At 60.2% G+C, this 26,265-nt stretch carries 23 protein-coding genes; 12 read left to right on the top strand and 11 right to left on the bottom strand.

Features of this window, described 5'->3' with window-relative positions; genetic code table 11:
- Window positions 1-82 precede the first annotated feature (82 nt).
- Complete coding sequence (locus I6L41_RS07285) at window positions 83-412, top strand: YbaB/EbfC family nucleoid-associated protein (RefSeq protein ID WP_005333445.1); 330 nt, start codon at window positions 83-85, stop codon at window positions 410-412.
- Between the two features lie 318 nt (window positions 413-730).
- A complete protein-coding gene (nfo, locus tag I6L41_RS07280; protein WP_042055429.1) occupies window positions 731-1,573 on the top strand; it encodes a deoxyribonuclease IV in 843 nt (280 codons plus the stop codon).
- A 93-nt stretch (window positions 1,574-1,666) separates the two neighbouring features.
- Here nfo and I6L41_RS07275 read toward each other — a convergent pair whose 3' ends face one another.
- A complete protein-coding gene (locus I6L41_RS07275; protein ID WP_042055426.1) occupies window positions 1,667-2,572 on the bottom strand; it encodes a LysR substrate-binding domain-containing protein in 906 nt (301 codons plus the stop codon).
- Between the two features lie 102 nt (window positions 2,573-2,674).
- Here I6L41_RS07275 and I6L41_RS07270 point away from each other — a divergent pair, with 102 nt between their 5' ends.
- The 4 genes from I6L41_RS07270 to I6L41_RS07255 all read left to right on the top strand — a co-directional run bounded on the left by I6L41_RS07270 (window position 2,675) and on the right by I6L41_RS07255 (window position 7,116).
- Window positions 2,675-3,667 (top strand): TDT family transporter, encoded by a 993-nt coding sequence (locus I6L41_RS07270; protein ID WP_201956362.1) that lies wholly within the window; start codon window positions 2,675-2,677, stop codon window positions 3,665-3,667.
- 258 nt (window positions 3,668-3,925) lie between these two features.
- Window positions 3,926-4,915 carry a lauroyl-Kdo(2)-lipid IV(A) myristoyltransferase gene (lpxM, locus tag I6L41_RS07265; RefSeq protein WP_216963023.1) on the top strand — a complete coding sequence of 330 codons (990 nt, stop codon included), beginning with the start codon at window positions 3,926-3,928 and terminating at the stop codon, window positions 4,913-4,915.
- A gap of 149 nt (window positions 4,916-5,064) precedes the next feature.
- Window positions 5,065-6,060: a lipid A biosynthesis acyltransferase gene (locus tag I6L41_RS07260; protein WP_042055420.1), complete on the top strand. Its 996-nt coding sequence runs from the start codon at window positions 5,065-5,067 to the stop codon at window positions 6,058-6,060.
- A gap of 195 nt (window positions 6,061-6,255) precedes the next feature.
- Window positions 6,256-7,116: a PA4780 family RIO1-like protein kinase gene (locus I6L41_RS07255; RefSeq protein WP_216963020.1), complete on the top strand. Its 861-nt coding sequence runs from the start codon at window positions 6,256-6,258 to the stop codon at window positions 7,114-7,116.
- Window positions 7,117-7,177: 61 nt separating this feature from the next.
- On the opposite strand, the gene I6L41_RS07250 is transcribed toward I6L41_RS07255, so the two are convergent.
- Window positions 7,178-7,702 (bottom strand): GNAT family N-acetyltransferase, encoded by a 525-nt coding sequence (locus I6L41_RS07250; RefSeq protein ID WP_216963017.1) that lies wholly within the window; start codon window positions 7,700-7,702, stop codon window positions 7,178-7,180.
- The gene (locus I6L41_RS07245; RefSeq protein ID WP_216963013.1) at window positions 7,699-8,937 is read right to left on the bottom strand and encodes a GGDEF domain-containing protein; all 1,239 of its coding nucleotides are present in this window, start codon (window positions 8,935-8,937) and stop codon (window positions 7,699-7,701) included. Before I6L41_RS07245 ends, I6L41_RS07250 begins: the two co-directional genes overlap by 4 nt.
- A gap of 25 nt (window positions 8,938-8,962) precedes the next feature.
- On the opposite strand from I6L41_RS07245, the gene I6L41_RS20825 reads away from it, so the two are divergent.
- Window positions 8,963-9,091: a hypothetical protein gene (locus I6L41_RS20825; protein ID WP_302054527.1), complete on the top strand. Its 129-nt coding sequence runs from the start codon at window positions 8,963-8,965 to the stop codon at window positions 9,089-9,091.
- Between the two features lie 109 nt (window positions 9,092-9,200).
- Here the strand turns inward: I6L41_RS20825 and I6L41_RS07240 are convergent, their stop codons facing one another.
- Window positions 9,201-9,695 (bottom strand): prolyl-tRNA synthetase associated domain-containing protein, encoded by a 495-nt coding sequence (locus I6L41_RS07240; protein ID WP_204383294.1) that lies wholly within the window; start codon window positions 9,693-9,695, stop codon window positions 9,201-9,203.
- Window positions 9,696-9,861: 166 nt separating this feature from the next.
- Here I6L41_RS07240 and I6L41_RS07235 point away from each other — a divergent pair, with 166 nt between their 5' ends.
- Together I6L41_RS07235 and I6L41_RS07230 are read left to right on the top strand one after the other, a co-directional pair.
- A complete protein-coding gene (locus I6L41_RS07235; RefSeq protein WP_202004132.1) occupies window positions 9,862-12,288 on the top strand; it encodes a DNA polymerase II in 2,427 nt (808 codons plus the stop codon).
- A 74-nt stretch (window positions 12,289-12,362) separates the two neighbouring features.
- Complete coding sequence (locus I6L41_RS07230; protein WP_005333426.1) at window positions 12,363-12,614, top strand: DinI family protein; 252 nt, start codon at window positions 12,363-12,365, stop codon at window positions 12,612-12,614.
- A gap of 173 nt (window positions 12,615-12,787) precedes the next feature.
- Here I6L41_RS07230 and I6L41_RS07225 read toward each other — a convergent pair whose 3' ends face one another.
- The 5 genes from I6L41_RS07225 to dcuC form a co-directional block, all read right to left on the bottom strand.
- Complete coding sequence (locus I6L41_RS07225) at window positions 12,788-13,651, bottom strand: DUF2927 domain-containing protein (protein WP_216963010.1); 864 nt, start codon at window positions 13,649-13,651, stop codon at window positions 12,788-12,790.
- Window positions 13,652-13,677: 26 nt separating this feature from the next.
- Window positions 13,678-14,181, bottom strand: coding sequence for a M48 family metallopeptidase (locus I6L41_RS07220; protein ID WP_005333421.1), 504 nt, complete (start codon window positions 14,179-14,181; stop codon window positions 13,678-13,680).
- Between the two features lie 144 nt (window positions 14,182-14,325).
- The gene (locus tag I6L41_RS07215) at window positions 14,326-15,969 is read right to left on the bottom strand and encodes a hypothetical protein (protein WP_216963007.1); all 1,644 of its coding nucleotides are present in this window, start codon (window positions 15,967-15,969) and stop codon (window positions 14,326-14,328) included.
- A gap of 189 nt (window positions 15,970-16,158) precedes the next feature.
- Entirely contained in the window at window positions 16,159-17,805 is a 1,647-nt protein-coding gene (locus tag I6L41_RS07210) for a bifunctional UDP-sugar hydrolase/5'-nucleotidase (protein WP_216963004.1), read from the bottom strand.
- A 90-nt stretch (window positions 17,806-17,895) separates the two neighbouring features.
- Complete coding sequence (dcuC, locus tag I6L41_RS07205) at window positions 17,896-19,248, bottom strand: anaerobic C4-dicarboxylate transporter DcuC (protein WP_216963001.1); 1,353 nt, start codon at window positions 19,246-19,248, stop codon at window positions 17,896-17,898.
- A gap of 195 nt (window positions 19,249-19,443) precedes the next feature.
- On the opposite strand from dcuC, the gene I6L41_RS07200 reads away from it, so the two are divergent.
- Window positions 19,444-19,908 carry a hypothetical protein gene (locus I6L41_RS07200; protein ID WP_216962998.1) on the top strand — a complete coding sequence of 155 codons (465 nt, stop codon included), beginning with the start codon at window positions 19,444-19,446 and terminating at the stop codon, window positions 19,906-19,908.
- A gap of 183 nt (window positions 19,909-20,091) precedes the next feature.
- Window positions 20,092-20,688 (top strand): DUF922 domain-containing protein, encoded by a 597-nt coding sequence (locus I6L41_RS07195; RefSeq protein ID WP_216962996.1) that lies wholly within the window; start codon window positions 20,092-20,094, stop codon window positions 20,686-20,688.
- Window positions 20,689-20,783: 95 nt separating this feature from the next.
- Here the strand turns inward: I6L41_RS07195 and mnmC are convergent, their stop codons facing one another.
- Window positions 20,784-22,802, bottom strand: a complete 2,019-nt coding sequence (gene mnmC / locus I6L41_RS07190) for a bifunctional tRNA (5-methylaminomethyl-2-thiouridine)(34)-methyltransferase MnmD/FAD-dependent 5-carboxymethylaminomethyl-2-thiouridine(34) oxidoreductase MnmC (RefSeq protein WP_216962993.1) — start codon at window positions 22,800-22,802, stop codon at window positions 20,784-20,786.
- A gap of 90 nt (window positions 22,803-22,892) precedes the next feature.
- On the opposite strand from mnmC, the gene fabB reads away from it, so the two are divergent.
- A complete protein-coding gene (gene fabB / locus I6L41_RS07185) occupies window positions 22,893-24,104 on the top strand; it encodes a beta-ketoacyl-ACP synthase I (RefSeq protein WP_005336905.1) in 1,212 nt (403 codons plus the stop codon).
- A 346-nt stretch (window positions 24,105-24,450) separates the two neighbouring features.
- Here the strand turns inward: fabB and I6L41_RS07180 are convergent, their stop codons facing one another.
- Entirely contained in the window at window positions 24,451-26,136 is a 1,686-nt protein-coding gene (locus I6L41_RS07180) for an aspartate:alanine antiporter (protein ID WP_019445829.1), read from the bottom strand.
- Window positions 26,137-26,265: the final 129 nt, after the last annotated feature.

The raw sequence follows: 26,265 nt of genomic DNA, 5'->3' as shown, positions 1-26,265 counted from the left end.
AAGCAGTTTGGCTGTCCCCATCTAGGACAGACAAGCCCACAGCCCGGCGCTGGATGCCGGATTTCAAGACGAGAGACGACATATGTTTGGTAAAGGTGGAATGGGGAACCTGATGAAACAGGCCCAACAGATGCAAGAGCGTATGCAGAAGGCGCAGGAGCAGCTGGCTCAGATGGAAGTGACCGGTGAAGCCGGTGCTGGCATGGTCAAGGTCACCATGACCGGTAGCCACAGCGTCCGTCGCATCGAGATCGACCCCTCCCTGATGGAAGATGACAAGGAGCTGCTGGAAGATCTGGTTGCCGCCGCTTGCAACGATGCCGTGCGTCGTGTGGAAGAGCAGAACAAGGCCAAGATGGGCGAACTGACCGGTGGCATGCAACTGCCGCCAGGCTTCAAGATGCCCTTCTAAGGCGACTCTCCCCGCGCATTCTTGCTCCCTTGTCGCTGGCCATTCGGGTCACGGCAAGGGGGACGGCCGAGAGACCCAAAGACGCAGCGTTATTGCTCAGGCGATACGCTGCGTTTTTTTATGGGCGCCATGCTGGCGTGGATGGGCTCTAACTATCCCTTCTGGGGAGAGGTTGCTACAGCGCAGGCCGATTGCGCCATGAAACGCAGCCGCCTTGCTAAGGCAGCACTTTTTGTCGATACCCGCTATCGGATATCCCGGTTTGGCGTGGCCGGGCTGGATCGGCATAATGGCGGCTTGCCGTATCGAGGAGATTGTATGAAATATATTGGAGCCCACGTCAGTGCGGCCGGCGGGGTGGAGAATACCATCGCCCGCGCCCAGGCCATCGGGGCCAACGCGTTTGCCCTCTTTACCAAGAATCAACGTCAGTGGCAGGCGGCCCCCTTGTCGGATGCCACCATCCGTGCCTTCAAGGCGGCTTGTGACAAGGCCGGTTTTCTGCCGGAGCAGATCCTGCCCCACGACAGCTATCTCATCAATCTGGGCCACCCGGATCCCGATGGTCTGGCCAAATCCCGCGATGCGTTTCTCGACGAGATGAAGCGCTGCGAGCAGCTGGGGCTTTGCTATCTGAACTTCCACCCCGGTAGCCATCTCAAGCAGATCCCTGAGGCGGCCAGCCTCAAGCTGGTGAGCGAGTCCATCAACTGGGCGCTGGAGCGCAGTGAAGGGGTGACGGCGGTGATCGAGAATACCGCCGGGCAGGGGACCAACCTCGGCTGGTCGTTCGAGCACCTCGCCACCATCATCGAGGGGGTGGAGGACAAGAGCCGGGTCGGGATCTGTTTCGATACTTGCCACGCCTTTGCCGCTGGCTACGATCTGCGCACTGCCGAGAGCTGCGCTGCCGTCTTTGCCGAGTTCGACCGCACGGTGGGTTTTCACTATCTCAAGGGGATGCATATCAACGGCGCCAAGTGCACCTTCGGTAGCCGGGTCGATCGCCACCACAGCTTGCGGGAGGGCAATCTGGGAGAGGCGGTATTCCACCACATCATGAATGATGATCGCTTCGATCGCATTCCGCTGATCCTCGAGACCATCGACGAGTCCATTTGGGGCGAGGAGATCAGCTGGTTGCGCAGTCTGGAAAAGTGATACTCAGAAGCGAATCAAAGAGAGGGAGCCGTGGCTCCCTCTCTGCTTTTTTCCATTGGGGTGCAGGTCTGCCAGCGGCGCTCCGAGCGCGCGTTACTCTGCGCGGCTCACCTCGGCATCCTTCACCTGAGCCCGGCAGAAGTGGATAAAGTGGCGCAGGGAGGTGGAGTGGTACTTCTGCTTGTGCCAGATAAGGGAGAGCTGGCGCGGGAAGCGGCGGGTGAGGGGCAGGGCGATCAGCCGCCCATCTGCCAGGCGATCCGAGGCTGCCAGCCGGGAGATAAAGGAGATACCAAGCCCTTTCTCCACCGCCAGCATCACCGCCTCCAAGGTGTTGAGTTCAAGCCCTGGTTGCCAGCGGGGCAGCTCGGGCTGGATCTGCTGGATAAACTGCTCGCGACTGCCCGATTGTGCTTCACGCAATACCCAGGTCTCGCCCCCCAGTCGGGAGAGGGTGAGCTCCTTCTTGTTGGCAAGCGGGTGACCGGGTGGGGCCACCACCAGCATCTCGTCCTGCAGCCAGGGTTCGGCGAGCAGGTCGGGGTGGTGGTTCTCCCCCTCAATCAACGCCATATCCAGCTCGAAGTTGGCCAGCGCATGGCAGAGCAGGTGAGTGTTGTTGATGGTCACCTTGGGGGGGAGCCCCAACTCCTGTTTGCTGCTGGCGAGCAGGGTGGGGAGCAGGTAGTTGCCGATGGTCTGGCTGGCACCAAGGCGAAGCTGGCCGCTGGGTTCGGCATCGGGGCTGAACAGGTTCTCGATATCCTGCATCCGGGTCAGCAGCTCTTCGGCGGCCGGTTGCAGCAGGCGTCCCTCGTTGTTGAGCTGCAATCTGGGGTGAATGCGGTCAAACAGCGGGGTGGAGAGCTGGCGCTCCAGCTCCTGCAGCGACTGGGAGACAGCCCCCTTGCTCAGGCAGAGCTCGTTGGCGGCAAGGCCAAGGTTTCCATAACGGGCAATGGTGGCGAACACTTTCAGCTGCTGCAGGGTCAGTTTCATCGTGTTTGGTTTTCCTGAATGATTGATTTAATTCATTTAGATATCGTAAACGATAAGGGACCATTATCCTATCGCCATAGTCATCAATAGAAAGGTGTCATCATGATCGCAAGAACCCGTAAATCACTGGCTGCCGCCCCAACCCCCATGGCGGGTCTGGCGCTGGGCATCGCCAGCCTTGGTTGGTGTTGGGAAAATGCCGGTCACTTCGATGGCCGGATGCAACTGCTGGGCGCTGCCATTGCGGCCGTGCTGCTGGTGATCCTGACCTTCAAGTTTCTGCTTCACCCCCGCCTGCTGTTGCAGGATCTCGCTCACCCCGTGGTGGGCAGTGTGGTTCCGACCTATGCCATGGGCACCATGGTGGTCTCCAAAGCGCTCGGTATGATTGCGCCGCAAGCGGGTGAGGCCCTCTGGCTGTTTGCCGTGGCGGTTCACCTGCTGTTCCTAGCCACCTTTATCTGGCATCGCGCCAAAGAGTTTGAAATCCACCACATGGTGCCGAGCTGGTTCGTGCCGCCAGTGGGGATCATCGTGGCTGACGTCGCCTTCCCGGGTGGTCAGTTTGCCCCGCTGGCCAGCGGTCTGCTCTGGTTCGGGATCATCTGCTACGGCCTGATGCTGCCGCTGATGCTCTATCGCCTGATCTTCAGCCATGAAGTGCCGGATGCCGCCAAACCGACCATCGCCATTCTGGCGGCTCCTGCCAGCCTCTCTCTGGCCGGTTACCTGACCGTCAGTCAGGAGCCGTCACTGCTGCTGGTGGCCGTGCTGTTGGGGATTGCCATCCTGATGACCGGCATCATCTATCTGGCCTTCATCAAACTGCTGCGTCTGCCCTTCTCGCCGGGTTATGCCGCCTTCACCTTCCCGCTGGTGATCGGTGCTACCGCCCTGTTCAAAGTGGCCCATCTGGTTGAAGGGTTTGCGCAAGGGAGTCACTACGTCGAGCAGATCAGACTGCTGGCCCACTTCGAGCTTGGGGTGGCTACCGTGATCGTCGGGTATGTGGCACTGCGTTACCTGATGTTTTTTCTGCCGCAGCGTAATACCGAAATGAATAACGGCATGGCCCGCCAGGGTGCTCACCGTTAAATCTTGAAGAAGATGTGACATCGGGAAATGGATAAGCAGTGCGCTCCGAGAGCGACGGGATAAACGACCAGTCATACGATGGATGGACAAAGATCCTCCACCCTGGTTGTGTAACGAGCAAAATGCCCCGCAGTGCGGGGCATTTTTTTATGGTTTTTTGATGTGGCGCCCGTGGCGGGCTATTTGCCATGGATTTAACTGGTATTACCTGTCAGGACGACTACAATGCAGCACCACTTTTTCGCTCGACCCCAATACATGTCGTCCCAAGATCCCGTATTTGACTCCTCTTTTGAAGCCCGTTTTCTGCATCCCCGCTACTGGTTCAGCTGGCTGGCGCTCGGCGTGCTGATGTTGCTCGCCTTTGTGCCGGTGCGATTGCGCGACCGTTTGGCCGAAGCCTTGGCTCCGCTGGTGTTTCGTATCTCGAAAAAACAGATTTATATCGCCAGAACCAATCTGGAGATCTGCTTCCCGGATAAGAGCCCGGAAGAGCGGGATGCCATTGCACTGACCTCGATCCGGGTCGGCCTCAAGAGTCTGTTGGGATTTGGCGAGTTCACCATGCGCAGTCAGCGTTATCTGATGAGCCGGATGCAGGTGATCGGTTGGGAGCATATCGAGGCGGAGCGGACGGCCGGCCGTCCGGTGATCCTGGTGGTGCCCCATACCTGGCCGGTGGATGCCGCCGGTTACTGCTTCACCCAGCGCGGGGTGCCCATGTGCACCATGATGAAACGGGCGCGCAATCCGGTGTTTGACTGGCACCTCAACCGTGCACGGGCCAAGAACGGTTGCCGCGTCTATGAGCGCAGCGCCGGGATCAAGGCGGTGATCAGGACCATCAAGAGCGGTCGCAGCTTCTTCTATCTGCCGGATCAGGATCATGGCCGCGAGAAGAGCATCTTCGCCCCCTTCTTTGGCTATCCCAAAGCGACCCTGCCTGCCTTGCCCCGTCTGGTGCAGGTCAGTGGCGCCAAGGCGGTGCCGCTGCTCGCCTGCTATGACGAAGCGAACCACTGCTACCGGCTGGAGATTGAGGCACCGTTCGACAACTATCCCACCGAGGATGTGATGGCCGATACCTGTCGCATGAACGACATGGTGCAACAGCAGCTGATGCGCCATCCGGGCCAGTACATGTGGTTCCTCAAGATCTTCGATACCCGTCAGGATCAGGAGGGGCTGGATGGCCTTTACGAGGCGGGGATCCAGCGGATCCGCAAGGGATTGTCGCCCCACGGCTGACCAGAATTTGGATTGATTAAAATGGCCCCAGGTGGGCCATTTTTTATGATAACTAGTCTGATCAGTGCCTTGCAGGCTGATGGCCAGCCTCCCCAGGGTAGAAAAAAATGTCAGGATAACTACAATAACCGTTTGTTTTTGATGACTTGATGGCCGCCATGTCTGCGTTAGATCCGGTATTTGATACCTCATTTCATAGCCGCCTGCTGCATCCCAAATGGTGGGGCAGCTGGTGTGCGCTGGGCCTGCTTTCCCTGCTGGCATTTACCCCCGCGAGACTGAGGGATCGCTTTGCCGATCTGGTCTCTCCGACCCTGCTGCGTTTTTCGAAAAAGCAGGCCTATATCGCCGATACCAATCTCAAGATCTGCTTTCCCGAGCTGGATGCCGCTGCACGGCAGGCGCTGCTGCTCAAATCGATCCGGGTCGGGCTCAAGACCTTTATGGGCTTTGGCGAGCTCAGCTGGCGCAGCAAGGCGCGGCTGACCCGCCGCATCAAGGTCACCGGCTGGGAGCATGTGCAAACCGAGCAGGCAGAAGGCCGTCCGGTGATCCTGGTGGTGCCTCACACCTGGGCGGTCGACATGATTGGCCGCTACTTCTCCATGATGGGCATCGAGATGTGCACCATGATGAAGAGCCCGAAAGATCAGGTGTTCGACTGGTACATCAACCGCGAGCGGGCCAAAGGAGGTAAAGTGTACGAGCGCAGCGCCGGCATCAAACCGGCGATCAAGTCGATCCGCGCCGGTGCCAGTTTCTTCTATCTACCGGATCAGGATCACGGCCGCGAGGCGAGCGTGTTTGTTCCCTTCTTTGGCCGCCCCAAGGCAACCCTGCCAGCCTTGCCCAAGCTGGTGAAGCTGACTGGTGCAAGAGCGGTGCCCATCTTCGCAAGCTATGACGAGGATGCGGGACGCTATCTGCTGGAGATCGAGCCGCCGTTTGACCCTTATCCCACCGCCGATCTGCTGGCAGACGTCAATGCCATGAACCGGGTGGTGGAGATGCAGGTGGCCCGCCATCCCGAGCAGTACATGTGGTTTCTCAAGATCTTCGAAACCCTGGAGCATCAGGAGGGGGATGACGGCCTCTATGAAGCGGGGATCCAGCGCATTCGTCAGGGTTTGCCGCCCGAACCTTGAAAATTGGCCCGCTTGCGGGCCATTTTTGTTGGTGCAGGGGCCTTTCGTATTTGGTCTGCTGCTGGTGGTTTTTAAGGCGAACAGGTGGACAAAAACAGCGCAAACAGGGGATAACAGGGTGTCTTATGAAAGGGAGAGGCAGGTGAGCGTGCGCGGAGCTATCTTCGAGAGCGGAAATAGGGTAAAAGGGCGGCCATGAAAATTCCAAATCGAATCCAACCTCTGGTTGATGACGGCCTGGTCGATGAGGTCGTCAGCCGGTTGATGAGCGGCAAAGAGGCCGACGTCTATGTGGTGCGCTGCGGCGACGAGATCCGCTGCGCCAAAGTCTATAAAGAGGCGTCCAAGCGCAGCTTCAAGCAGGCCGTGGTCTATCAGGAGGGGCGCAAGGTGCGTAACAGCCGCAGCGCTCGCGCCATGGAGAAGGGCTCCAAGTACGGCCGCAAACAGCATGAAGAGGTGTGGCAGAACACCGAGGTCGACGCCCTGTTCAAGCTGGCGGCGGCCGGTGTGCGGGTGCCGCAGCCCTATGTCTGCCTCGATGGTGTCCTCTTGATGGAACTTATCACCGATGAGGATGGCAATGTCGCGCCGCGCCTCAACGATGTGGCTCTCACCCCTGAGCAAGCGGTCATCGATCACCACAAGGTGATCCGCTATATGGTGCGCATGCTCTGCGCCGGTCTTATCCACGGCGATCTCTCCGAGTTCAATGTGCTGGTGGATGAACAGGGCCCTGTCATCATCGACCTGCCCCAGGTGGTGGATGCCGCCGCCAACAACCAGGCCAAGGCGATGCTGGAGCGGGACGTCAACAATATGCGCAACTACTACGGTATGTATGCCCCCGAGCTGCTCAAGACCCGTTATGCCCAGGAAATGTGGGCGCTGTTTGAAGATGGCAAACTCACCCCCGATAGCGAACTGACCGGTCACTTTGAAGAGAGTCGCGCCGCCATCGATCTCGATTCGGTGCTGCAGGAGATTGAGAGCGCCGAGGAGGAGGCCTATGCCCGTCAGGCCCGGATGAAGGCGGAGCAGGAAGACAGCTACTAACGGTCTTGCCACGTTCGCAAAAAGGAGCGCCTTCGGGGCGCTCTTTTTATTACTGCTGCGGCTATGCTCGGCTGGGGCAGGGGGCTAGCTGATACATCTCCAGCCAGTTGCGATCCCCCGGATGGAAGCGCCGCCCCAGCAACACGCCCCCGGCGGCCGTAATGACCTTGCGGGAAGCCAGATTGTCTAGGTCACAGCAGATCAGCACCGGCGCCGCCAGTACCTGTTGTTGCACCCAGCGCAGCAGCACGGTCGCGGTCCCTTCGCCACGGCGAGAGGGGCGAGTTTCGTAACCGATATGACCCAGCCACTGGCGGGTTGCCTCATTGTCACCGTGACGCAGACGCAGGGTGGCGATGATCTCCTCGCCATCGAGGGCAAAATAGGTGGTGGTCGGCAGGTATCCACTGGGCAAGTTGCGCCCTTCGGCGTGATCCAGCAGGCTCTGTCGCCAGCCCTCCGGGTCAAATTGTGCCACCTGATAGAGCGGCTGTCCGTCTTTGGCGCATTCGGTGACATAGCGCCGGTAAGCCGGGGCATCTGCCAGCCTGGCCGGTCGGCACTGCAGAGCGAGCACTGCGCTCATGACAGGAGCGCACAGGGCGGCAGCGGTTGCGGCTCGTTGTGGTGGAGCTCCTGCACGCAGGCCCGTTGCCTTCCAGCCTGTTTGGCGGCGTAAAGGGCCCGATCCGCGCGCAGGTAGGCCGCTTCAAACCCCTCGTCAGGGTGCAGCGAGGTGAGGCCGATGCTGAGGCTGATGGGGCCACCGGCCAGCTCCCGGGTCGCCTCGGCGATCTGCTGTTGCAGGCTGTGGCAGTAGTCGGGCAGGGTCTGCGGGTCCGCCATCAACAGCAGGGCCAGCTCATCGCCGCCAAGCCGACCGGCCATGCCCTCAGAAGGCAGGGTATTGGTGATCACCCGACCCACGGCCCGCAGCATGGCATCACCGGCGGGGTGGCCGTGGCGGTCGTTGATCTGCTTGAAGTTGTCCAGATCGATCAGCAGCAGCTGGCCGGGGCTCCTCACCTCGCGGGCACGCAGGGCCACCTGGCGTTCGAAATAGTGGCGGCTGAACAGGCCAGTCAGCTCGTCCTGATTGGCGCGCCGCTCCAGCTTGCGCTGGGTGGCCAGCAGGGCTTGCTGTTGGCGGGTGTGGACCAAACTCAGCAGCAGATAACTGCGGGCGATGGTAAAGAGCAGGCTGAGCAGGATCACAGGCCCGAGCAGCGGATCGGTGAAGGAGTTGGCCGCCAGCTCCGGCTGCCAGAGGTGTTTGGCGATCCGCAGTAGTTGCAACAGCAGTTGCAGGCCGAGCAGCAGAATGGCAAAGCGCAGCACCCGATAGACGGGGGCCAGCCGCTGGTAGCGCCAGAGCTGCCAGATAAGCAGCGCAATCTGCAGCGAGAGCACGCCGGAGAGCACGATGATCCGGCTGTGCACATCAAAGAGGGGTTGCTGCAGGGCGGTCATGGCAAACAGAACGAAACCGCCGAGGGTAACGGCGGGCAGCAGCCAGCCCAGTTGGTCGGCTTCACGGCGAAAGAAGTGGCGCATCCCCCGTTCATAGAGCAGGGTGGTCGACATCAACAGCAGGTTGGTGCAGAGAATATTGGCAAGGGATGCATTTCCCTCAAGAGGGCGCAGCAGCAGGCAGCAAAAAGCCCCCGCGATAACCAGTTCCCCCGCTGACCAGTAGATCAATGCCCTGATCTGGCGATGGGTGTGCCACATGGCGGCGAAAATGGTGGCGACCCCCACATGTGACAGCGTGACGAATAGTACCAGACTCAACAACTGGGCTGAGGAAAACAGACTTGGCATCAAGGGGCTCTCTGGGAAGTCACCTGTGAACGAACAGGCGATGGGGTATCGCCCGCTGGCAGTGGCCGATCACAACATGAATCCAGCCTATTATCAATTGGTTAAATGGCTGAATATGCTTACCTCCGACTTCTTGCACGATGGCAACTACTGACTCGATTTATCAGCGCACAAGAAGCCATTTTATTGTCTTGTCAGTCAATTTCGCTGCGTGAAAGGTGGTTGTGTTGGCGGCAAGGTGAACCCAACCGCCAGACGTTGTGCTAATTGCAGGTTGCAGCAGGCAGCCGCATGACGTTGGCCTCCCGACCGAGGTGGGCCAGCAGACGGCGCACGTCGTCGAGGCGGATGATCAGAGTCGCGGTGTTGACCAGCGGATGGCACTGCACCTGTTCGGCCTGCCAGATGGCCTCGTCCACCACCAGCTCTACCGCTTTTTCCCTGTCGCGCACCATGGCGAGCAGGGTCACCGATCCCGGGGTGAGGCCGAGCACCGCATCGAGCCGCTCGGGGGAACCAAAACTCAGCCGCTTGACGCCAAGGGCGGTTGCCAGCGCCTTGAGATCGACCCGCCTCTCCTCCGGTGTTACCACCAGAAACAGCCGCTCGCTTTTCGGGTCGCGCAAAAAGAGGTTCTTGGTCTTGGCGGCGGGCAGGTCGGGCAGCAGCCTGCTCGCTTCCTCACAGGTAAACACCGGGGGATGGTCAACACGCTGGTAGGGGATAGCCAGCTGATCCAGCAGGGAATAGATTGCCACAAAGACTCCTTTCGTCGGCGAAGAGTGGTCAGAACGGGATGGGCGGGAATAACGACCGGATCGAGCTTACCAGTTTGACTCCCGCCTCGCAGCCAGCGTGACGATTGCGAGCAGGCACTGTATGAACGTACAATAGTCCCATTCTCGGACAGCCCCTTTACGCTTCATGACTGCAACCCAGCCCTCCGTACCCGCCACTCCGCCCCTCGACGGTTTTATCCTGACCCGCCACGGTCGGGACGTGCGCGGTCGCAACGGGCTGCCTGCCACCACCGAAATCGTGATGTGGCTCTGGAGCGCGCAGGGGCCGGTGCGGGTGGTGGTGCCGGGGCAGGAGCCGGTGTTCTTTTTGCCACAGAGCCACATGGCAGAAGCCGCCGAGCTGTTCAAGGGGGCCGGGGTGAGCGGGCGGTTTCGCCGCCTGCCGATGCACACCTTCGACGGTCGCCCTGTGGTGGGCTGCTATTTCGCTACCCTGAGCGCCTTTCACCGCGCCATCGAGCTGCTGCTTATTCGCGGTCTGGAGCACTTCGAGGCGGATATCCGGCTGCCGGAGCGCTTCCTGATGGAGCGTTTCATCACCGCTGGCGTGCGCTTCGATGGCCGGGCGGTGAAGAAGGGGGGCAAGCAGGGCTACTGGGAGGTGAACGAGGCACGCTGCGCGCCCCAGGCGGTGACGCCAACCCTCTCCTGGGTGTCACTGGATGTGGAGTGCGCCATGGACGGGGCCCTCTTCTCGGTCGGTCTTTACAGCGAGCAGGACGCGCGGGTCATCATGATCGGCACCCCGGAAGCGGATGCCGAGAGTTGGGGCACCCAAGTCCAGTGGGTAGAGGACGAGAGCGCCCTGCTGAGTGCGCTGGAGAGCTGGTTCAGCCTGCATGACCCCGATCTGGTCATCGGCTGGAACGTGGTCAACTTCGATTTTCGCCTGCTGCTGCGCCGCGCCGAGCTCAACAAGCGGCGGCTGCGGCTGGGTCGTGGCCACGAGCTCTGCTTCTGGCGCTCGTCACGGGGCGATCCCCAAACCGGCAACGTCATTATCCCCGGGCGCATGGTGCTCGACGGCATCGATACCCTCAAAAGCGCCACCTGGCAGTTTGCCAGCTACAGCCTGGATGCGGTGGCGAGCGAACTGCTTGGCCGTGGCAAGGATATCGAGGACGTGGCCAATCGGGGGGAGAAGATCACCGAGCTGTTCCACTCCGACAAGGAGGCGCTCGCCCGCTACAACCTGGAAGATTGCAAGCTGGTGTGGGAGATCTTCGACTACTGCCACCTTATCCCGTTTGCCATCGAGCGAGCCTCCCTCACTGGCCTTGAGCTGGACAGGGTAGGGGGCTCGGTGGCGGCCTTTACCAACCTCTATCTGCCGCGGCTCCATCGTGGCGGCTACGTGGCCCCCAATCTGCCGGCCGACGGTGGGTTGGCAAGCCCCGGCGGTTATGTGATGGACTCCAAACCCGGTCTCTATCGCCATGTGCTGGTGCTCGATTTCAAGAGCCTCTATCCCAGCATCATCCGAACCTTCTGCATCGACCCCATGGGGCTCATCGAAGGGCTGCAGCATCCTGAGCACGCGATTCCCGGCTTTCGCGGCGCCATGTTTTCCCGCGAACGGCACTTCTTGCCGGATCTCATCGCTACCTTGTGGGCGGCACGGGACAGAGCCAAGTCTGCCAGCAACAAGGCACTCTCCCAGGCCATCAAGATCATCATGAACTCCTTCTACGGCGTGCTGGGGTCGGGGGGCTGCCGTTTCTATGATCCGCGCCTAGCCTCATCTATCACCCTACGTGGCCACAGCATCATGCAGCAGACCCGCGAGTGGATTGAAGAGAAGGGGTTCGAGGTGATCTATGGCGATACCGACTCCACCTTTGTCCATCTGGGGCGCGAGACCAGCCCCGATGAGGCGGACGAGATTGGGCGGCGGCTGGCGAAGATGATCAACGACAACTGGGCTGCGCTGATCAAGCGCGAGTTCGACCTGCCGAGTTATCTCGAGATCCAGTACGAGACCCACTATCGCCGCTTTCTGATGCCCACCATCCGCGGGCTGGAGAAGGGGAGCAAGAAGCGCTATGCCGGTCTGGTTGGCAAGGCCAGTGAGGGGAGTGAACAGCTGGTATTCAAGGGGCTCGAATCGGTGCGCACCGACTGGACCATGCTGGCCAAGCAGTTTCAGACTCGCCTCTATGAGCTGGTGTTTCACGATGAAGATCCCAGCGGCTATGTGCGCACCATGGTGGATGAGACTCGCGCCGGTCGTCACGACGATCTGCTTATCTACCGCAAACGGCTGCGCCAGAAGCTCGAGGAGTATCAGAAGAATGTACCGCCCCATGTGCGAGCGGCGCGGCTGGCCGATGAGGAGAACCTGCGCCGCGGTCTGCCCCAGCGCTATCAGCATCGGGGCGCCATCGCCTATCTGATGACCCTCAATGGCCCCGAGCCGCTGGAGTACCGGCGCAGTGCCATCGATTACGAACACTATATCGACAAGCAGTTGCGACCCATTGCCGACGCCATCCTCCCCTTTATCGGCGAGTCGTTCGACCGGATCTGCGGTCAGCAGCTGGATCTTTTCTGATTGGTGCAAGTTGGCACTTTACTTCCCATAAATACTGGATAAAAATACAGTCGTAAATCATGGAGAAGTTTCCTATGCGTCTTGAAATCATCATCGACAGAAAACATCAGATCCCGACCTCGACCATGGAGGCGCTGCGTCAGGAGCTGCTCAAGCAGCTTGGCGAAAAATTCCCCGACATCCATGTGCGGGTCGCGCCGGGCAGTGCCATGGCCCTGACCGTTAGCCGTGCCAGCAAGGAAGACAAAGAGCTGGCCGAAGCCATGGTGCAAGAGGTGTGGGAGAACGCCGAGAGCTGGATGCCGGAAGAGAACGTTGCCTCCTGATCCCCATGGTCAGTGGATAATTCTGGGCGGTGGATAAATGGGTAGCTGAAAAACGGGCATGCCCGCTAACGATTCGCAGAGCCCCGGACAACAAAAACGCAGCCAGGTGGCTGCGTTTTTTGTTGGTGGTGAGAGGCTCGCGGTGGTTTCTGGCTCTGGTTGAGCCAGGCCCGTTACAACCCCGCCCAGCTTTTCAGGCTCTGCTGCTGCACCCGGCGATTGGCTTCGCGGATCTCCCCTTTGGCGCGCAGGTCGGCCAGCGCAATGGGCAGTGCGGCGCGGATCTCGTCACTGCTCATTCCGGTTTTGAGGGCCGGGTGATAGGCCATCTTGAGCAGCACATAGTCCAGCCCGGTCAAAAAGCTGTCGATGCTGTTGTCATTGAAGATGGAGGGAAACACCTTGTCCGAGTCGTTGGGCAGCCCCATCACCTGGGTGAACTCCTCCACCACGCAGTCGAGAAAGCGTCCCTTGGCCCGGCTGTAGTCTACCGGAATGATGATGGTGGCACGGCTGATCTCGTGTTTCGCATTGGTTGCGAAGTTGGCAAGGCAGAGCCCCTCCTTGAGCGCCATCTTGACCGATGGATCGCCCCCCATGGTGCGGTTGGCCCAGCTCTTCATCTTGCTGTAGTCGGTCATGATCAGGGTGAGGTTGGGCTTTGCGGCCACCATGCTGATGGAGTGGCCGGTGATGCGGGCCAGATGGGCCGCCTGTACCTTCACCACGTCGGCCTGCAGCGGCTTGTCACCCGATTCGTTGATAAGTTGCAGCCGGATCGGCTGCTGCCAGCGGGCAAAACGGGTCTGCCTGGCTTCGCCATACTCCCGCTCCATGGCGATGGCCATAAAGCTCTCGACCAGATAGCTGTCGCTCTGCCAGTGCTCATCGGCACGGGCGCCGTGGCCCGCGAGCAGAAGCAGCAGCGCCAGCAGCCCGCGTGACGCGCGGCGGGGACTGGTAGCGCGGCCCAAGCTGGTCATTACCAAAGTGGCAATAAAGCGGGTGGCACCAAAGGGGGTTGCGGCGAATGACATGTTTCCTCCCTGAAACGGTTGTCAGCCTAGCGGTTGGCCTTGTCGATATCACGCCAGGTGAGCCAGAGCCTGAGATCAAACTCCAGTTGATGATAGTCGGGCTCCATGTGCTGGCAGAGCTGGTAGAAGCTCTTGTTGTGATCCTTCTCTTTGATATGGGCCAGCTCGTGCACCACGATCATTTTCAGGAACGGGGGCGGCGCCTCCTTGAACAGGGCGGCGATGCGGATCTCGTTCTTGGCCTTGAGCTTGCTGCCCTGTACCCGGCTGACGTAGGTGTGCAGGCCGAGGGCATCCTTGATCACGTTGATCTTGCCATCGAACACCACCTTTGACAGGGGCGCCGAGCTCTTGAGGTAGCGGTTCTTCAGCTCCATGGTGTAGGCAAGCAGCGCCTTGTCGCTCTGGATCTGGTGGCTTTCCGGATAGCGTTTGGCCAGCATCTCCCCCAGCTTGCCTGCCGCAATCAGCTGCTGTACCTGAGCCTTGAGAGGGTCGGGATAGCCGCCCAGATAAGTCAGTTCCGCCATGGTGTCACTCGTTACATCAAAAAGAGCGTCATTGTAGTTATCTCGGGCGGGCTTGCCTACTGCGGGCCGCTGCTGCAAGGGGTTCTGGCGCAAGAAAAAGGGCGGCCATTGCAACAATGGCCGCCCTGCGAGGCGTATTGACGATCAGCGTCGGCGATAGAGACCCGGATCCACCTCTTCGTAGTGGCTGGTCAGGTATTGATAGAAGGCGAGATGGGAAGGGGTGCTCGGTTTTTTCAGCTCCTCGCTCACCCGGTCCGGCTTGGCGATGATGAACTTCGGATTCTGGCGCTGGATATCGGCCAGCACTCGCTCGCGCACGTCATAGGGCGGATTGACGTTGGCAAAGAAGAGGTAGGCGGACGCCGGCTGGCGATCGGTCCAGAGATAATATTGCGGCTGGATGCCATCGACCCAGATCTTGTCGCTCGGGACTGTCTCGGCCTTGATGCGATCAACCCGTACCTGCGCGGCCGGATTGAAAGGGCGACCCTTGAGGGTGCCTTCCCAGGCGTTGTTGATCATCAGCAGCAGCATGGCCAGCGTTGCCAGCCAGGGGGTGGCACTGCGCACATCCCAGGCGCGCCAGAGGGGGATGAGGATCAGCACCGGCAGCGCCCACAGCAGGCTGGTGCCGAGCACCTCGTTGACCCGCTCGAGGGACCACTCCTTGGTGCTCCAGCCAAAGGCGAGCTGCTGGGCCAGCAGCCAACTGGCGGTCAAGACGACCAGCGAGATGCAGAGCAGGCCGATGGCATCTGCCTGCTGTTCGCTGCGATCCAGCAATACCGCTAGCGGCAGCACTGCCAGTTGCAGATAGAGCACGTCGTAGTGATCGAACACATGGCCGGAGACCGAGTTGGCGATCAGGGTAAACAGCACCCCAAACAGGGTCGCCAGCAGGGCGGGCAGATACCACTCCTGACGGCGGCTCAGCATCAGAATAATGAAGGCGGGCAGCAGCATCACCAGGCCGGTGCGCAGCAGGCCGACGGCGCCCACCATGGGGGAGAAGCCATTGCCGTAGCTCCCCTCGAAGAAGATGTCGAATGCGTAGTATTTGAAGGCCGCCAACAGATCATGCTGCTGGAAGTAGGCGTAAAGTGGGCCGCCAATCAGCGCCAGCCCCAGCAGGCTGGAGATGAGCAGCAGGATGGCGTCACGCCACTTCTCGTGCAGGCACCAGTGGCAGAACAGCACCAGATACCAGGCACCCCAGAAGGCGCCGTTGTTGGTGCGCATCCAGGCGACGATGGCAAAGGTAAGGGCCGCCACCAGCGCGGGCCACCAGCGAAATCCCTTGTCCAGCAGCAGGGTGATGAAAGCCCACTGGGCGATGAGGGCGAGGTGGAAGGTCCAGTCCTCGGTCATGTTGCCGTAGTAGTAACGGGTGCCGTAGAGAGCCAACACCGCCAGCATGGCGCCGAGCCGCGCTTTGAACGAGAGGCCAAGCTGGGCAAAGGCCTGCCAGCTGGCCAGCAGTCCGAGCCAGCAGAGCACCCACTCCAGCGCCCAGATCCCGACAAATCCCCCCAGACCGTAGCCCAGCGCATCGAGGGCGAAGATCATCGGTCCCTTGATGTCGATCATGTCGCGATAGAGCACCCCCCCTTCGCTCCACATCTTGCCCATCACCGCGAACAGCGAGGCATCAAAGCCCGGCGCCATGGCGTGGAAGAGCGGGTTGCGCAGACAGAAGAGCAGCGCCAGCAGGGCGGTCAGCAGCACGATGGCTGGCTTGATGCCCGGGTTGACGCGAGGAGGGGTGAAACGGATGGAGTGATTCATGAAGTCGCCTGTTCCTGCAGCTGGTCTTGAAAGCGGGCCTATCTTGCCGAGCTAGTGAGTGCGATGCAATGGGGCGGGCCCGTGTGGGGCAAATATTCTCGAAAAAGCCCGGCTCTGGAAGGGAACCGGGCGCTGGCTGCGGCAATATTGGCCGTCAGGGGGATGTGGCAAAGCCATCCCCCCTTTGCATCAACGGATGTACTCAATCAGGGGCGGCTGTGCTTCCAGCGCTGGCAGGTGGCGAGCCCAGCGGATAAAAGCGTCGGCCAGGGTGATGCCGAGCTCCTGATTGTGCTGGGTCAGGGTACGCGCCAGTGCGGTGTAGCCCTCCTTGCCGGAGGCGGTATAGGCGCTCGACACCCCGCGATAGACCTGTTCGGCATTGACCGCTTGCCACTGGCCGGGGGTGGCTTCCCACTCCAGTCGGGTGATGCGCTGGCCCTTGGGCAGATCGGCCTGATAGGTGAATCGTATTCCCGCGGTGTAGGGGAAGCTGCCGTTACCATTGCCGACCACGCCGTTGTTGGTGGCGTTGTCGATGGCATTCTCCAGCGCTTCCGCCAGCTCGTGACCGTGCACCCGATAGAGAGTCAGTGGGATGGCAAAGGGCAGCAGGCGACCGGCGATATCCGCTTCGCTCAAGGGGCCCGGCTCCAGCGAGCAGCGCACGCCACCGGCGTTGTGCAGGGCAAAGTCCACTTCACCCACCTGTTCACGGGCGGCCGTCAGCATGGCACGGGCCACCAGCGGGGCGAGCTGGCTGCCGTGGGGCTGGGCGGCATCCGGCAGCCGCTGATGGGGCAGTGGCGCCGCCAGCCGGGTGACGATGCGCTGGCTCATGGTCTCGATCTCCGGCCGGTAGCGTTTGGCCAGATGTTGTTCAAGCTGTGGATCCGGCTCGCAGAAGGTGAGCCCGGCGGGTGGGGTGGAGGCGAATGGCCAGGGCTGCCAGGGGAGCCACTCCAGCTGCCCCTCACTTTGCACGACGCGGCCCGCCTCATCGAAGGTAAGCTCGCAGACACCGAGGCAAAGTGCGCTGTGGCCAGCGTGCAAAATGGCCACCCCGTTGTTCATCAGCGGATAGCTGCCTTCACTTGGCAGACCCAGCGGCGCGAGATCCCCCAGCAGGCTGTGGGTGTGGCCGCCGATGATGAGGCTGAGCTCGGGGAAGCGCTCGGCCAGCAGCTTGTCCTGATCCAGCCCGAGGTGACTCAGCAGCACGATATGCTGGATCCCTTCGCTCTTGATCTCCCGCAGAACCTTGGTGAGGGTGTCGGCCACCGCGTGGAAACGGGTGTGAGGATCCGGGTTGGCGATGGCGGCCATCTGGGCGAGGGTGATGCCGAGCAGCGCAAAGGGAACCCCGTCGATCACCCGGCGATGCCAGGGCTGATGGGCGTCGTAGAGGTGAGGGATATCCCACAACCCGAGGGTTGTGTCGGCAGGCTCCTGGCTGTTGTCCAGATTGGCGGCCAGCACCGGAAAATCGAGCTGGCGCAAAAACTCCACCAGCGGGCCGTTGCCCAGATCGAACTCGTGGTTGCCGAGCACCATAGCATCGGGGGCCAGCATGGCGAGCAGATCGGCGTTGGCGCGCCCTTTGAAGCGGTTGAAATAGAGCGAGCCCTGAAAGGAGTCGCCACCGTGCAGAAACAGAAAACGCTGGCCGGCTGCTGCGGCTCGGGCACGCAGTTGGGTCAGTCGGGTCAGGATCCGGGCATAACCGCCGCACTGGGTGCGCCACTGGCTTTCACCGACCGGGGAGAAGCTCATGGGCGCGCCATCGAAGTGGGAGTGGCAATCACTGAAATGGGCAAGTTGAACCGTAATACTCATCTCGGTCCTCCTTAGGGGAAAATGAGCACCGAGTCTACTGCAAAGGGGGGGCAGGATACCAGCCCGGCAGGGTGCCGGGCTGGTCAGCGATCAGGCGGGCACCATGATCTGGGTGGCAATGATCACCACCAGCAGGCCGACGCCCACCGGCAGGGAGGTACGTTTGACCACCTCGAACGGCGAGAGTTTGCCCATCCCCGCACAGGCGACCACCACACCGGAGACCGGCGAAATGGTGCGACCCAGGTTGGAGGCTTGCAGCATCGGGATCACCAGATAGGCCGGGTTGATGCCCAGGCTGCTGGCCAGGTTGGGGATCAGCTCCACGAAGGCGTAGAAGGGGGCGTTGCCCGAGCCAGTGGTGAAGGCGGCCAGGGTGGTGATCACCACCAGTGACAGCATCATGATCATGCCACCCGAGCCGAGATCCTGGGCGTGGGTCAGCAGGGTGTCGATAAAGCCGATGGTCATCAGACCCTGGGCGAAGACACCGGCACCGACCAGCAACATGACCACACCGGCAAAGGCGTCAGCCATGTTGCGCCAGCAGACCTGCAGACCGTCCAGCAGCTCCTTGCCATTGCGGATACGCACGAGTTCCAGCAGGCTGGCCAGCACCATGCACATCACTATGATGGTGACGATATCCAGCTGCGGGCCCCATTTGCCGTCAAATATCAGTACCCCGATGATGGGGGTGAACGGCAGGATGGCGTAGAAAGCGGGGGCGGTAGTCACCAGATCGCCCGGTGCAACCGGCTCGTTGTGCTCGCCGGATTTCTGATCAAGGTAGCGCTGCCAGAAGAAGTGGGTCACCGCCATAAAGGCGATCGCCACCAGCGAGATGGGCAGGGTCAGCTTGAAGGCAAAATCCAGCAGCGGCATGTTGGCGGCCTGAGCAGCCATTACCACGTCACCGGAGGTCGGTGCCAGAATGATGGCGGCTGGCGAGGCGCACACGGCTGCAGCCGCGCCACGGGAGATCCCCATGTTGACCATCAGCGGAAACAGGGTTGCCATCAACAGCACGCCGAGGCCGGTAGCGGAGCTGACCGCCAGCGACATGGCGCAGGCCACCAGATAGGCAGCCACCAGCAGGATATAGGGGGACTTGATGATGCCGAGCGGTTTGCTGGCCAGCTTGACCAGAATGGTGTTGGCGCCGATATGGCTCATGTAGCCGGCGAAGCCGCACAGCACCATGATTAGCATCCCCAGTCCACCGCCACGGTCATTGAGCAGGAAGCGGACGTATTCGAAGATATCGGTAGCGATATAACCGGTGCTGACCACCTTGCTCGGCAGTACCGGCTTGCCCATCATGGCGGTGATGACCAGCAGCAGCAAGCCGCCGCTCAGCAGCACCCCGGTCGCGGAGTATCCTTTGAAAATGGCACGGCCCACCACCAGGGTGATCAGGGTGCCAACGATGAGTTCCAGCATATGTTGCCTTCTGATTGGATGAGAGTGGAGGGAGTCTATTCCGATAGGGGTAGAGTGGCGACTGGAAACAGGATGTTGTGTGAGCTAAATCAACGTTTAACCCCATGAACAGAATTAAAGAAAGGTAAAGGTACTTTACCCAGCGGGTTTGGCTACCTACCCTTGCCAGCCTTGGTTGTCTTTTGAGGCTTTTATATGGTGACTGGTGATTTTTTAGGCATTAAACGCTCTATTTTCCTGCTTGCGATGCTATTTTCACCTACTTGCGTGTTTGCGGTAACCAATGACGGTTTTCATCAAACCGGTCCTCATCAGGCGGTCGCCATGCGGCGTCTCATGGCTCCTCACTCTTACGGCGTTCTGGTAGTTGCCGAGGGGAACAGACCCCGTTTTGCCGCGCTGGCATCCAAAACCACGGAAGCAAACTGCCTGGCCCGTCGTGCCATCCGGGTAGATGGAGTCGCGCTGCTGGTTACTCCGAGATTCTATGCCAAAGAGGGAAAACGGGGACTTTGCGAGCTGTGGCTCAATGAGGGGGCAGATCAGGACTTTTTTGCCAACCGTCTTAAAAATGATCATTTTATTCAGATAGATGGTCATGACATCAATGTGAAAAACTATCACCTCGACTGGCAGCGCATCAGCCGTCATGCTCAATAAAAATACAGTTTTGGCCTTGTGCCATACTCTGCTCACGCAACCTGTGAGCGTGCTCTGATTTCTGGGCGCATCATTGTATTGCGCCGCCTCGTCGTCACACATAGGCTATACCCGTCATCTGTGTGGCGGTGGGGTTCACCAAGGTTGGTACTCCACCCGTGCAATCAAGGAAGGTAGTCTGGCATGGTCAGCAAGGTTTATGGAGTAGTGGGGGTCGGATTGTTGTTGTTGCCCCTGATGAGTCAGGCTCAGCCGAGCCGGCCGCAAGTGGTGCCAGAGTCCCGCATCAATGTCCGTTTTTATGAGGTCAATGCAACCGGTCCGGAGCAGCTTGCCCGGGCGATTGCCCAGAGTGCTCCCAAGGTGAATGGCAAGCCCGTGCTCGGCAAGGCGAGTTATCAAGTGGACTGGCAGCTGGATACCGAGCAGTTGCCGGGGCGCTGCCAGCTTAACCGGGTGACGGTGACCACCAACGCCACTGTGTTGCTGCCCCGCTGGCGTCAGAGTGCTAACAGTAACGATCCTGCCCGTCAGCGCTGGGGGCGGCTGCTCTCCAGCATGTTTGACTACGAATCCCGCTTCAAGGAGATGGTGCTGCAAGGGGCCAATCAGGTGGGGGGCGCCATTGCGGCGTTACCGGGCCATGCAGATTGTCAGGCGCTGCGCTATGCCGCGTGGGCAGCAGGTAGTGGCGAGCTGAACAAGATTAAGGGACGGCTCGATGGATTCCAGCGCCAGACAGGTTACGGCGAACAGCTCGGGGTGCACTGGCCCAAGTGAGCGCTATCTCAAGACGCAATATCCAGCATCGCACGATTTGATAAATAGAATGGCCGCCCGATGGGCGGCCATTCTATTTGCTTGCAGAGTCCGGTTCAGACCAGCGCCTTGCCTTTGAGCAGTTTGCGCACCCAGTAACGGGCTGGGTGGAGCGCTTCCAGCAGATCGGCGGCCAGCGGTAGGGGATCGCCGCAGATCTCGCTGGCGAGCAGCTCGCCACAGAGCGGCGCCGAGCAGAGACCCCGAGAGCCGAGCGCCCCCAGCACATAGAGGCCGGGGTGAAGGGGGAGCGGCTGGGCGTTGTGCTGATCATGCTGCAGCTGCGCATAGTGATCCGCCAGACCTTGCAATCTGGCCACTGGCCCCACCACCGGAAGGTGATCCCGGCTGGCACAACGCACCCCTACGCGCGCCTCGTTGCCGCTCACATCCACTTCGGCGGGCCAGGTTTGCTCCGGCAGGCAGGCTTGCAACCGCACCTGATTCTGGATTTGCTCCTCGGCACGAAACTCAAGGCTGCTCTGGTTACGGCCATAACTGGCACCGATGCAGTGGTGATCGTTGTGCATTGGCGTGAGGTAGCCATCGTAGCAGAGCACGGTATTGAGCCGGCTCAGGCTGGCTGAGGTCGGCACATGGCTCACCTGACCGCGCACCGGATAGAGGGGCAGCTCGGCAAAGGGGAGCAGTGCTGGCAACTGGTGACCGGCGGCGACCACCAGATTGGGAGCCAGCCAGTGGCGGCCATCCTGGCTCTCTACTTGCCAGCCATCGGTCTGCTCGGCAATGGCGCTTACTTGGGTGTGGTACTCCACCTGCAGCAGACCACGGGCTTGCGCCTCCTTGATGGCTGCTCGGGTGAGAGCGGCCGGACAGAGCCAGCCCCCCTGTGGGTAACTGACGCCGCTGTGGCCACAGGGCAGGCCAACCACCTGCTCTACCTCTGCTGTAGAGAGGGGATGCATCAGTTCGGACGGGAAGGGGCCCAGGTTCATTTTCACCAACTTGGCTGCCGATTTGTCGTCATAACCGAGCTGGGTCACTCCGCATAATTCGAAAGCGATAGGATGGCGTTCGGCCAACGCCAGCAGCCGTTGGCGGGCATAGCCAAAGGCGAGCGAATAGAAGCGTGACAGGGCATCGTGCTCGCCGTTGAGCAGGGGATAGAGCGCGCCCTGGCGGTTGCCGGAGGCGCCGGTGGCCGGTTCGCCATCTGCACACAGCAACGTCACCTTGCGACCCCGCTCCACCAGAGAAAGCGCCGTCATGGCCGAGGCGATGCCGCCGCCGATGATCACTACCTCGCCAGCGCGTCCGGCAGGACGGGCATACCAGGGGGCGATGGTCTGCTGCGGTTGCTTGTCGGTGCGATCCCCCACCAGCATCTCCCGCTTGCTACCGTGGCCCTTCACCTTCTTCATGGCAAAACCGGCGGCAATCAGGCCGCGACGGACAAAACCGGCACAGGTAAAGGTGGCGATGGAGCAATCGGGACGGGCGAGGCGAGCGAGACCATCAAACAGCTCCTGTGTCCACATCTCCGGGTTCTTGGCCGGGGAGAAACCATCCAGATACCAGGCATCCACCAGACCTTCTGCCCGGTGAGGCACCTGCGGCAGCATATCCTTGATGTCGCCAAACCAGAGATCGAGGCGAATGCGGCCACCCGCAAAATGCAGGCGGTGGCAACCGGAGACCGGCAGCGGCCATTGGGCGACAAGATCCTGACTCAAGTGGCCAATTTCAGGCCAGGCGGCCAGCGCCTTGCGCAGATCGTCTTGGGTCAGGGGGTATTTCTCGAAACTGATGAAGTGCAGACGGGAGCCGTTGCCGAATTGGGGCGCCTGTTCCAGGAAGGCTTGCATTGTCGCCAGAAAGTTAAGACCTGTGCCGAAACCTGTTTCACCTATCACGAAACTGTCACTATCGTGGTGCGAAAATCGCGCAGGTAGCCGGTTTTGCTGCAAAAAGACGTAGCGGGTTTCACTTAGACCGTTATCATTGGAAAAGTACACATCCCCGAAGTCACTGGAGACAGGAGTTCCCGCTTCATTCCAGTCCAATCGGGCATGATGTAAGGATGTTTGACTCACGTTTTCCTCGGCTCGCGTCACAAAATCGCGGGCATTCTACGTGAAAGCAGACCAGTTTGGCAGCCGAAAGCGGGTAGACTTGGCGCCAGTTTTTCCAGACGAGATGAATTAATGAGAAGAGCAGTGATCACCGGTATCGGCGTCATCTCCAGTATCGGCAACAACAAGGAAGAAGTGCTGGCCTCCCTGAAAGCAGGTAAATCCGGCATCACCTATTCCGAGCAGTTCGAGCAGCACAACCTGCGCAGCCGTGTCTGGGGTAACATCAAACTCGATCCGTCTGAACTGATCGACCGTAAAGTCATGCGTTTCATGGGCGACGCTGCGGCCTACGCCTACCTCTCCATGCAGCAGGCCATTGAAGATGCTGGTCTGGCGGAAGATCAGGTCTCCAACGAGCGTACCGGCCTGGTGGTCGGTTCAGGTGGTGCCTCCGGCAAGAACACCTCGGAATCTGTGGACATCGCCCGCGAGAAAGGGGTCAAGCGTGTGGGCCCTTACATGGTGCCGCGCACCATGTCTTCCACCACCTCTGCTTGCCTCGCGACCCCGTTCCAGATCAAGGGTGTCAACTACTCCATCAGCTCAGCTTGCGCCACCTCTGCTCATTGCATCGGTCACGCGCTTGAGCTGATCCAGCTTGGCAAACAGGATGTAGTCTTCGCTGGTGGCGGTGAAGAGCTGGACTGGTCTTCTACCATCCAGTTTGACGCCATGGGCGCGCTGTCTACCAAATACAACGACACGCCGGAAAAGGCGTCCCGTACCTATGATGCGAACCGCGATGGTTTCGTCATCTCCGGTGGCGGCGGCATTCTGGTGATCGAAGAGCTGGAGCACGCGCTGGCTCGTGGTGCTCACATCTATGCCGAGCTGACCGGTTACGGTGCTACCTCCGACGGCTACGACATGGTCGCGCCGAGCGGTGAAGGCGCGGTGCGTTGCATGAAGATGGCAATGCAGGGGGTGGGCAAGGTTGATTACATCAACACCCACGGCACTTCCACTCCGGTGGGTGATACCAAAGAGCTGGAAGCTATCCAGACTCTGTTTGGCGCCAACGGTCCCAAGATCTCTGCTACCAAGGCGATGACCGGCCATGCGCTGGGCGCTGCGGGCGTGCACGAGGCTGTCTACTCCCTGCTGATGATGGAACACGGCTTTATCGCCCCTAGCATCAACATCGAGACCCTGGACGAGAAGGCTGAAGGTCTGCCCATCGTGCGCGAGTACGAAGCGGCCGAGCTCAACACCGTCATGTCCAACAGTTTCGGCTTTGGCGGTACCAACGCCTCTCTGGTGTTCAGCAAGTTCAAAGCTTGATCATCCGGTTGATATGAAAAAAGCGCCTCAGGGCGCTTTTTTTGTCTTCGGGATCTACCATCACTCATTGCAGAGCAGAGCAGAGCAGAGCAGAGCAGAGCAGAGCAGAGCAGAGCAGAGCAGAGCAGAGCAGAGCAGAGCAGAGCAGAGCAGAGCAGAGCTGAGCAGAGCAGAGCATCGGCCATTGTGGAATAGGAAGAGTGGGTTGGTGGCAGATTTCAGCGCAGATGGTGGGGGGAGGTGACGCCACACCAATGAACCTGATCTACATCTCTCTAGCGGGGCAGATAGCAAGAAGGGAGCCTGAGGCTCCCTTCTTTGTTAGCGGTAATGTGATGGCTGTTGGCTAGAACCAGAAGCCGATGATAAAGGAGCCCGCCAGGGTCAGCATCACGTTGGCCACCGCATAGGTACCGGCATAACCGAGCGCCGGAATGGAGCTGTTGGCTGCCTCGTTGACCACATCCATCGCCGGGGCACAAGTACGGGCACCTGTGATGGCACCGAGCAGCAGCGCCGGGTTCATCTTGAGCACCCAGACCCCGAACAGATAGCCAACCAGCACCGGCAAGGTGGTCACCAGCATGCCGGAGAAGAGCACTACCGTACCCACCTCGCTGAGGTGATCCAGAATGCCGCCACCGGCTTTCAGGCCCGTGCTCACCATAAAGACCGCCAGACCAAGATCCTTGGCCAATCTGAGCGCGCCGGGCGGCACATAGCCGACCGTCGGGTGGTTGGCCCGCAGATACCCCATCAGAATACCAGCCAACAGCAGGCCGACGGCGTTGCCGAGGCCAAACTCGATCTGACCGAACACCAGCGAAACGGAGCCGATCAGCAGTCCCAACACAAAGAAGGTGGTGAAGGCCACGAGATCCGTGGTCTGACTGTGAATGCTGATAAAGCCGATCTTGTTGGCCAGCAGTTTGACCCGCTGCTTCTCGCCGCTGATCTGCAGCACGTCGCCTTTTTGCAGCATGATGTTGCGATCGAACGGCATCTCGATCTGGGAGCGCACTACCCGGTTGAGGAAGCACCCTTTCTCGGTGAGGTTGAGCTCCACCAGATGGCGGCCTACCACGGAGTCATTCTTTACCACTATCTCTTCGGTGACGATCTGCAGGTCGAGCAGGTTGCGGTCAAACACCTCTTTACCGTTGCGATAGTTGACGTCCAGCTTCTCGTGGCTCTCGGGATAGCCCACCAGGGCGATCTCGTCCCCTTCCTGAATAACGGCATCACCATCGGGACTGGCCAGAATGCCGTTGCGGCGGATCCGCTCTACATAGCAACCGGTATGGGGATAGATGCCGGTCTCTCGTAGGGTACGACCACCTATCCATGCTGCCAGCTCGGGGCCAACCCGATAGGCGCGGATGATGGGCAGATAGGTCTTGCGACTTTCGCTGTCGGAGAGACCCCGCTCACGGGCGATTTTTTGCGCCTCGGTATTGAGGTCAAGGCGTGCCAGCGAGGGGAGATAGCGCACTACCAGCATCAGGCCCACCAGACCCACCAGATAGGTCAGGGCGTAGCCGATGCCCATGTTGTCGAGCACCGCCTGCATATCGGTCTGATGGGGCAGGTTGAGCAGACCGCTGCGCAAGGCATCCTGGGCACCCACTAGCGCCGGAGTCGAGGTGAGGGAACCCGCCAGGATCCCCGCCGCCATGCCCGGCCCCAGATTGAAGAACTTGGCCAGCCCCACCGTCAGCAGCAGGGCGGTCAGCAAGATCACCAGGGTGAGAGTGATGTAGTGAATGCCATCGCGCAGGAAGACGCTGAAGAAGTGAGGGCCCGCCTCGATCCCCACACAGAAGATGAACAGCATAAAGCCGACGTTTTCTGTGGTGGCAGTAAACTCGAAGCCCATCTGGCCGAACAGCAGGGCGGTAAACAGCACACCTATGGTGTTGCCAATCTGAAAGTTGCCAATTCGCACCTTGCCCAGCAGCAGGCCGAAGGCCAATACCACGAACAGCAGCAGGGAGTCGCTTTGATGTAGCAGTGTCACGAAATCTATGGTCATGCCCGGAAAAACCGAGGAAAAAAGTGGGGTCGATATTGTGCCGGATCTATCCCCAATAAAGAAGCGCAAGGGTGCGATTAATCGGACGTTATCGGACGCTATTTATGGAGCCGGCGGCGTGATAGGGAG

Source organism: Aeromonas sp. FDAARGOS 1411 (assembly GCF_019047125.1).
In the GTDB taxonomy this organism is placed as follows: Bacteria; Pseudomonadota; Gammaproteobacteria; order Enterobacterales; family Aeromonadaceae; genus Aeromonas; species Aeromonas veronii.
This window is presented reverse-complemented; position numbering and strand designations above follow the sequence as displayed.

Excerpts from the sequence above, each read along its gene's own strand:
- I6L41_RS07285 (WP_005333445.1), top strand. The coding sequence starts at position 83 with ATGTTTGGTAAAGGTGGAATGGGGAACCTGATGAAACAGGCCCAACAG.
- nfo (WP_042055429.1), top strand. The coding sequence starts at position 731 with ATGAAATATATTGGAGCCCACGTCAGTGCGGCCGGCGGGGTGGAGAAT.
- I6L41_RS07275 (WP_042055426.1), bottom strand. The coding sequence starts at position 2,572 with ATGAAACTGACCCTGCAGCAGCTGAAAGTGTTCGCCACCATTGCCCGT.
- I6L41_RS07270 (WP_201956362.1), top strand. The coding sequence starts at position 2,675 with ATGATCGCAAGAACCCGTAAATCACTGGCTGCCGCCCCAACCCCCATG.
- lpxM (WP_216963023.1), top strand. The coding sequence starts at position 3,926 with ATGTCGTCCCAAGATCCCGTATTTGACTCCTCTTTTGAAGCCCGTTTT.
- I6L41_RS07260 (WP_042055420.1), top strand. The coding sequence starts at position 5,065 with ATGGCCGCCATGTCTGCGTTAGATCCGGTATTTGATACCTCATTTCAT.
- I6L41_RS07255 (WP_216963020.1), top strand. The coding sequence starts at position 6,256 with ATGAAAATTCCAAATCGAATCCAACCTCTGGTTGATGACGGCCTGGTC.
- I6L41_RS07250 (WP_216963017.1), bottom strand. The coding sequence starts at position 7,702 with ATGAGCGCAGTGCTCGCTCTGCAGTGCCGACCGGCCAGGCTGGCAGAT.
- I6L41_RS07245 (WP_216963013.1), bottom strand. The coding sequence starts at position 8,937 with ATGCCAAGTCTGTTTTCCTCAGCCCAGTTGTTGAGTCTGGTACTATTC.
- I6L41_RS07235 (WP_202004132.1), top strand. The coding sequence starts at position 9,862 with ATGACTGCAACCCAGCCCTCCGTACCCGCCACTCCGCCCCTCGACGGT.
- I6L41_RS07230 (WP_005333426.1), top strand. The coding sequence starts at position 12,363 with ATGCGTCTTGAAATCATCATCGACAGAAAACATCAGATCCCGACCTCG.
- I6L41_RS07225 (WP_216963010.1), bottom strand. The coding sequence starts at position 13,651 with ATGTCATTCGCCGCAACCCCCTTTGGTGCCACCCGCTTTATTGCCACT.
- I6L41_RS07220 (WP_005333421.1), bottom strand. The coding sequence starts at position 14,181 with ATGGCGGAACTGACTTATCTGGGCGGCTATCCCGACCCTCTCAAGGCT.
- I6L41_RS07215 (WP_216963007.1), bottom strand. The coding sequence starts at position 15,969 with ATGAATCACTCCATCCGTTTCACCCCTCCTCGCGTCAACCCGGGCATC.
- I6L41_RS07210 (WP_216963004.1), bottom strand. The coding sequence starts at position 17,805 with ATGAGTATTACGGTTCAACTTGCCCATTTCAGTGATTGCCACTCCCAC.
- dcuC (WP_216963001.1), bottom strand. The coding sequence starts at position 19,248 with ATGCTGGAACTCATCGTTGGCACCCTGATCACCCTGGTGGTGGGCCGT.
- I6L41_RS07200 (WP_216962998.1), top strand. The coding sequence starts at position 19,444 with ATGGTGACTGGTGATTTTTTAGGCATTAAACGCTCTATTTTCCTGCTT.
- I6L41_RS07195 (WP_216962996.1), top strand. The coding sequence starts at position 20,092 with ATGGTCAGCAAGGTTTATGGAGTAGTGGGGGTCGGATTGTTGTTGTTG.
- fabB (WP_005336905.1), top strand. The coding sequence starts at position 22,893 with ATGAGAAGAGCAGTGATCACCGGTATCGGCGTCATCTCCAGTATCGGC.
- I6L41_RS07180 (WP_019445829.1), bottom strand. The coding sequence starts at position 26,136 with ATGACCATAGATTTCGTGACACTGCTACATCAAAGCGACTCCCTGCTG.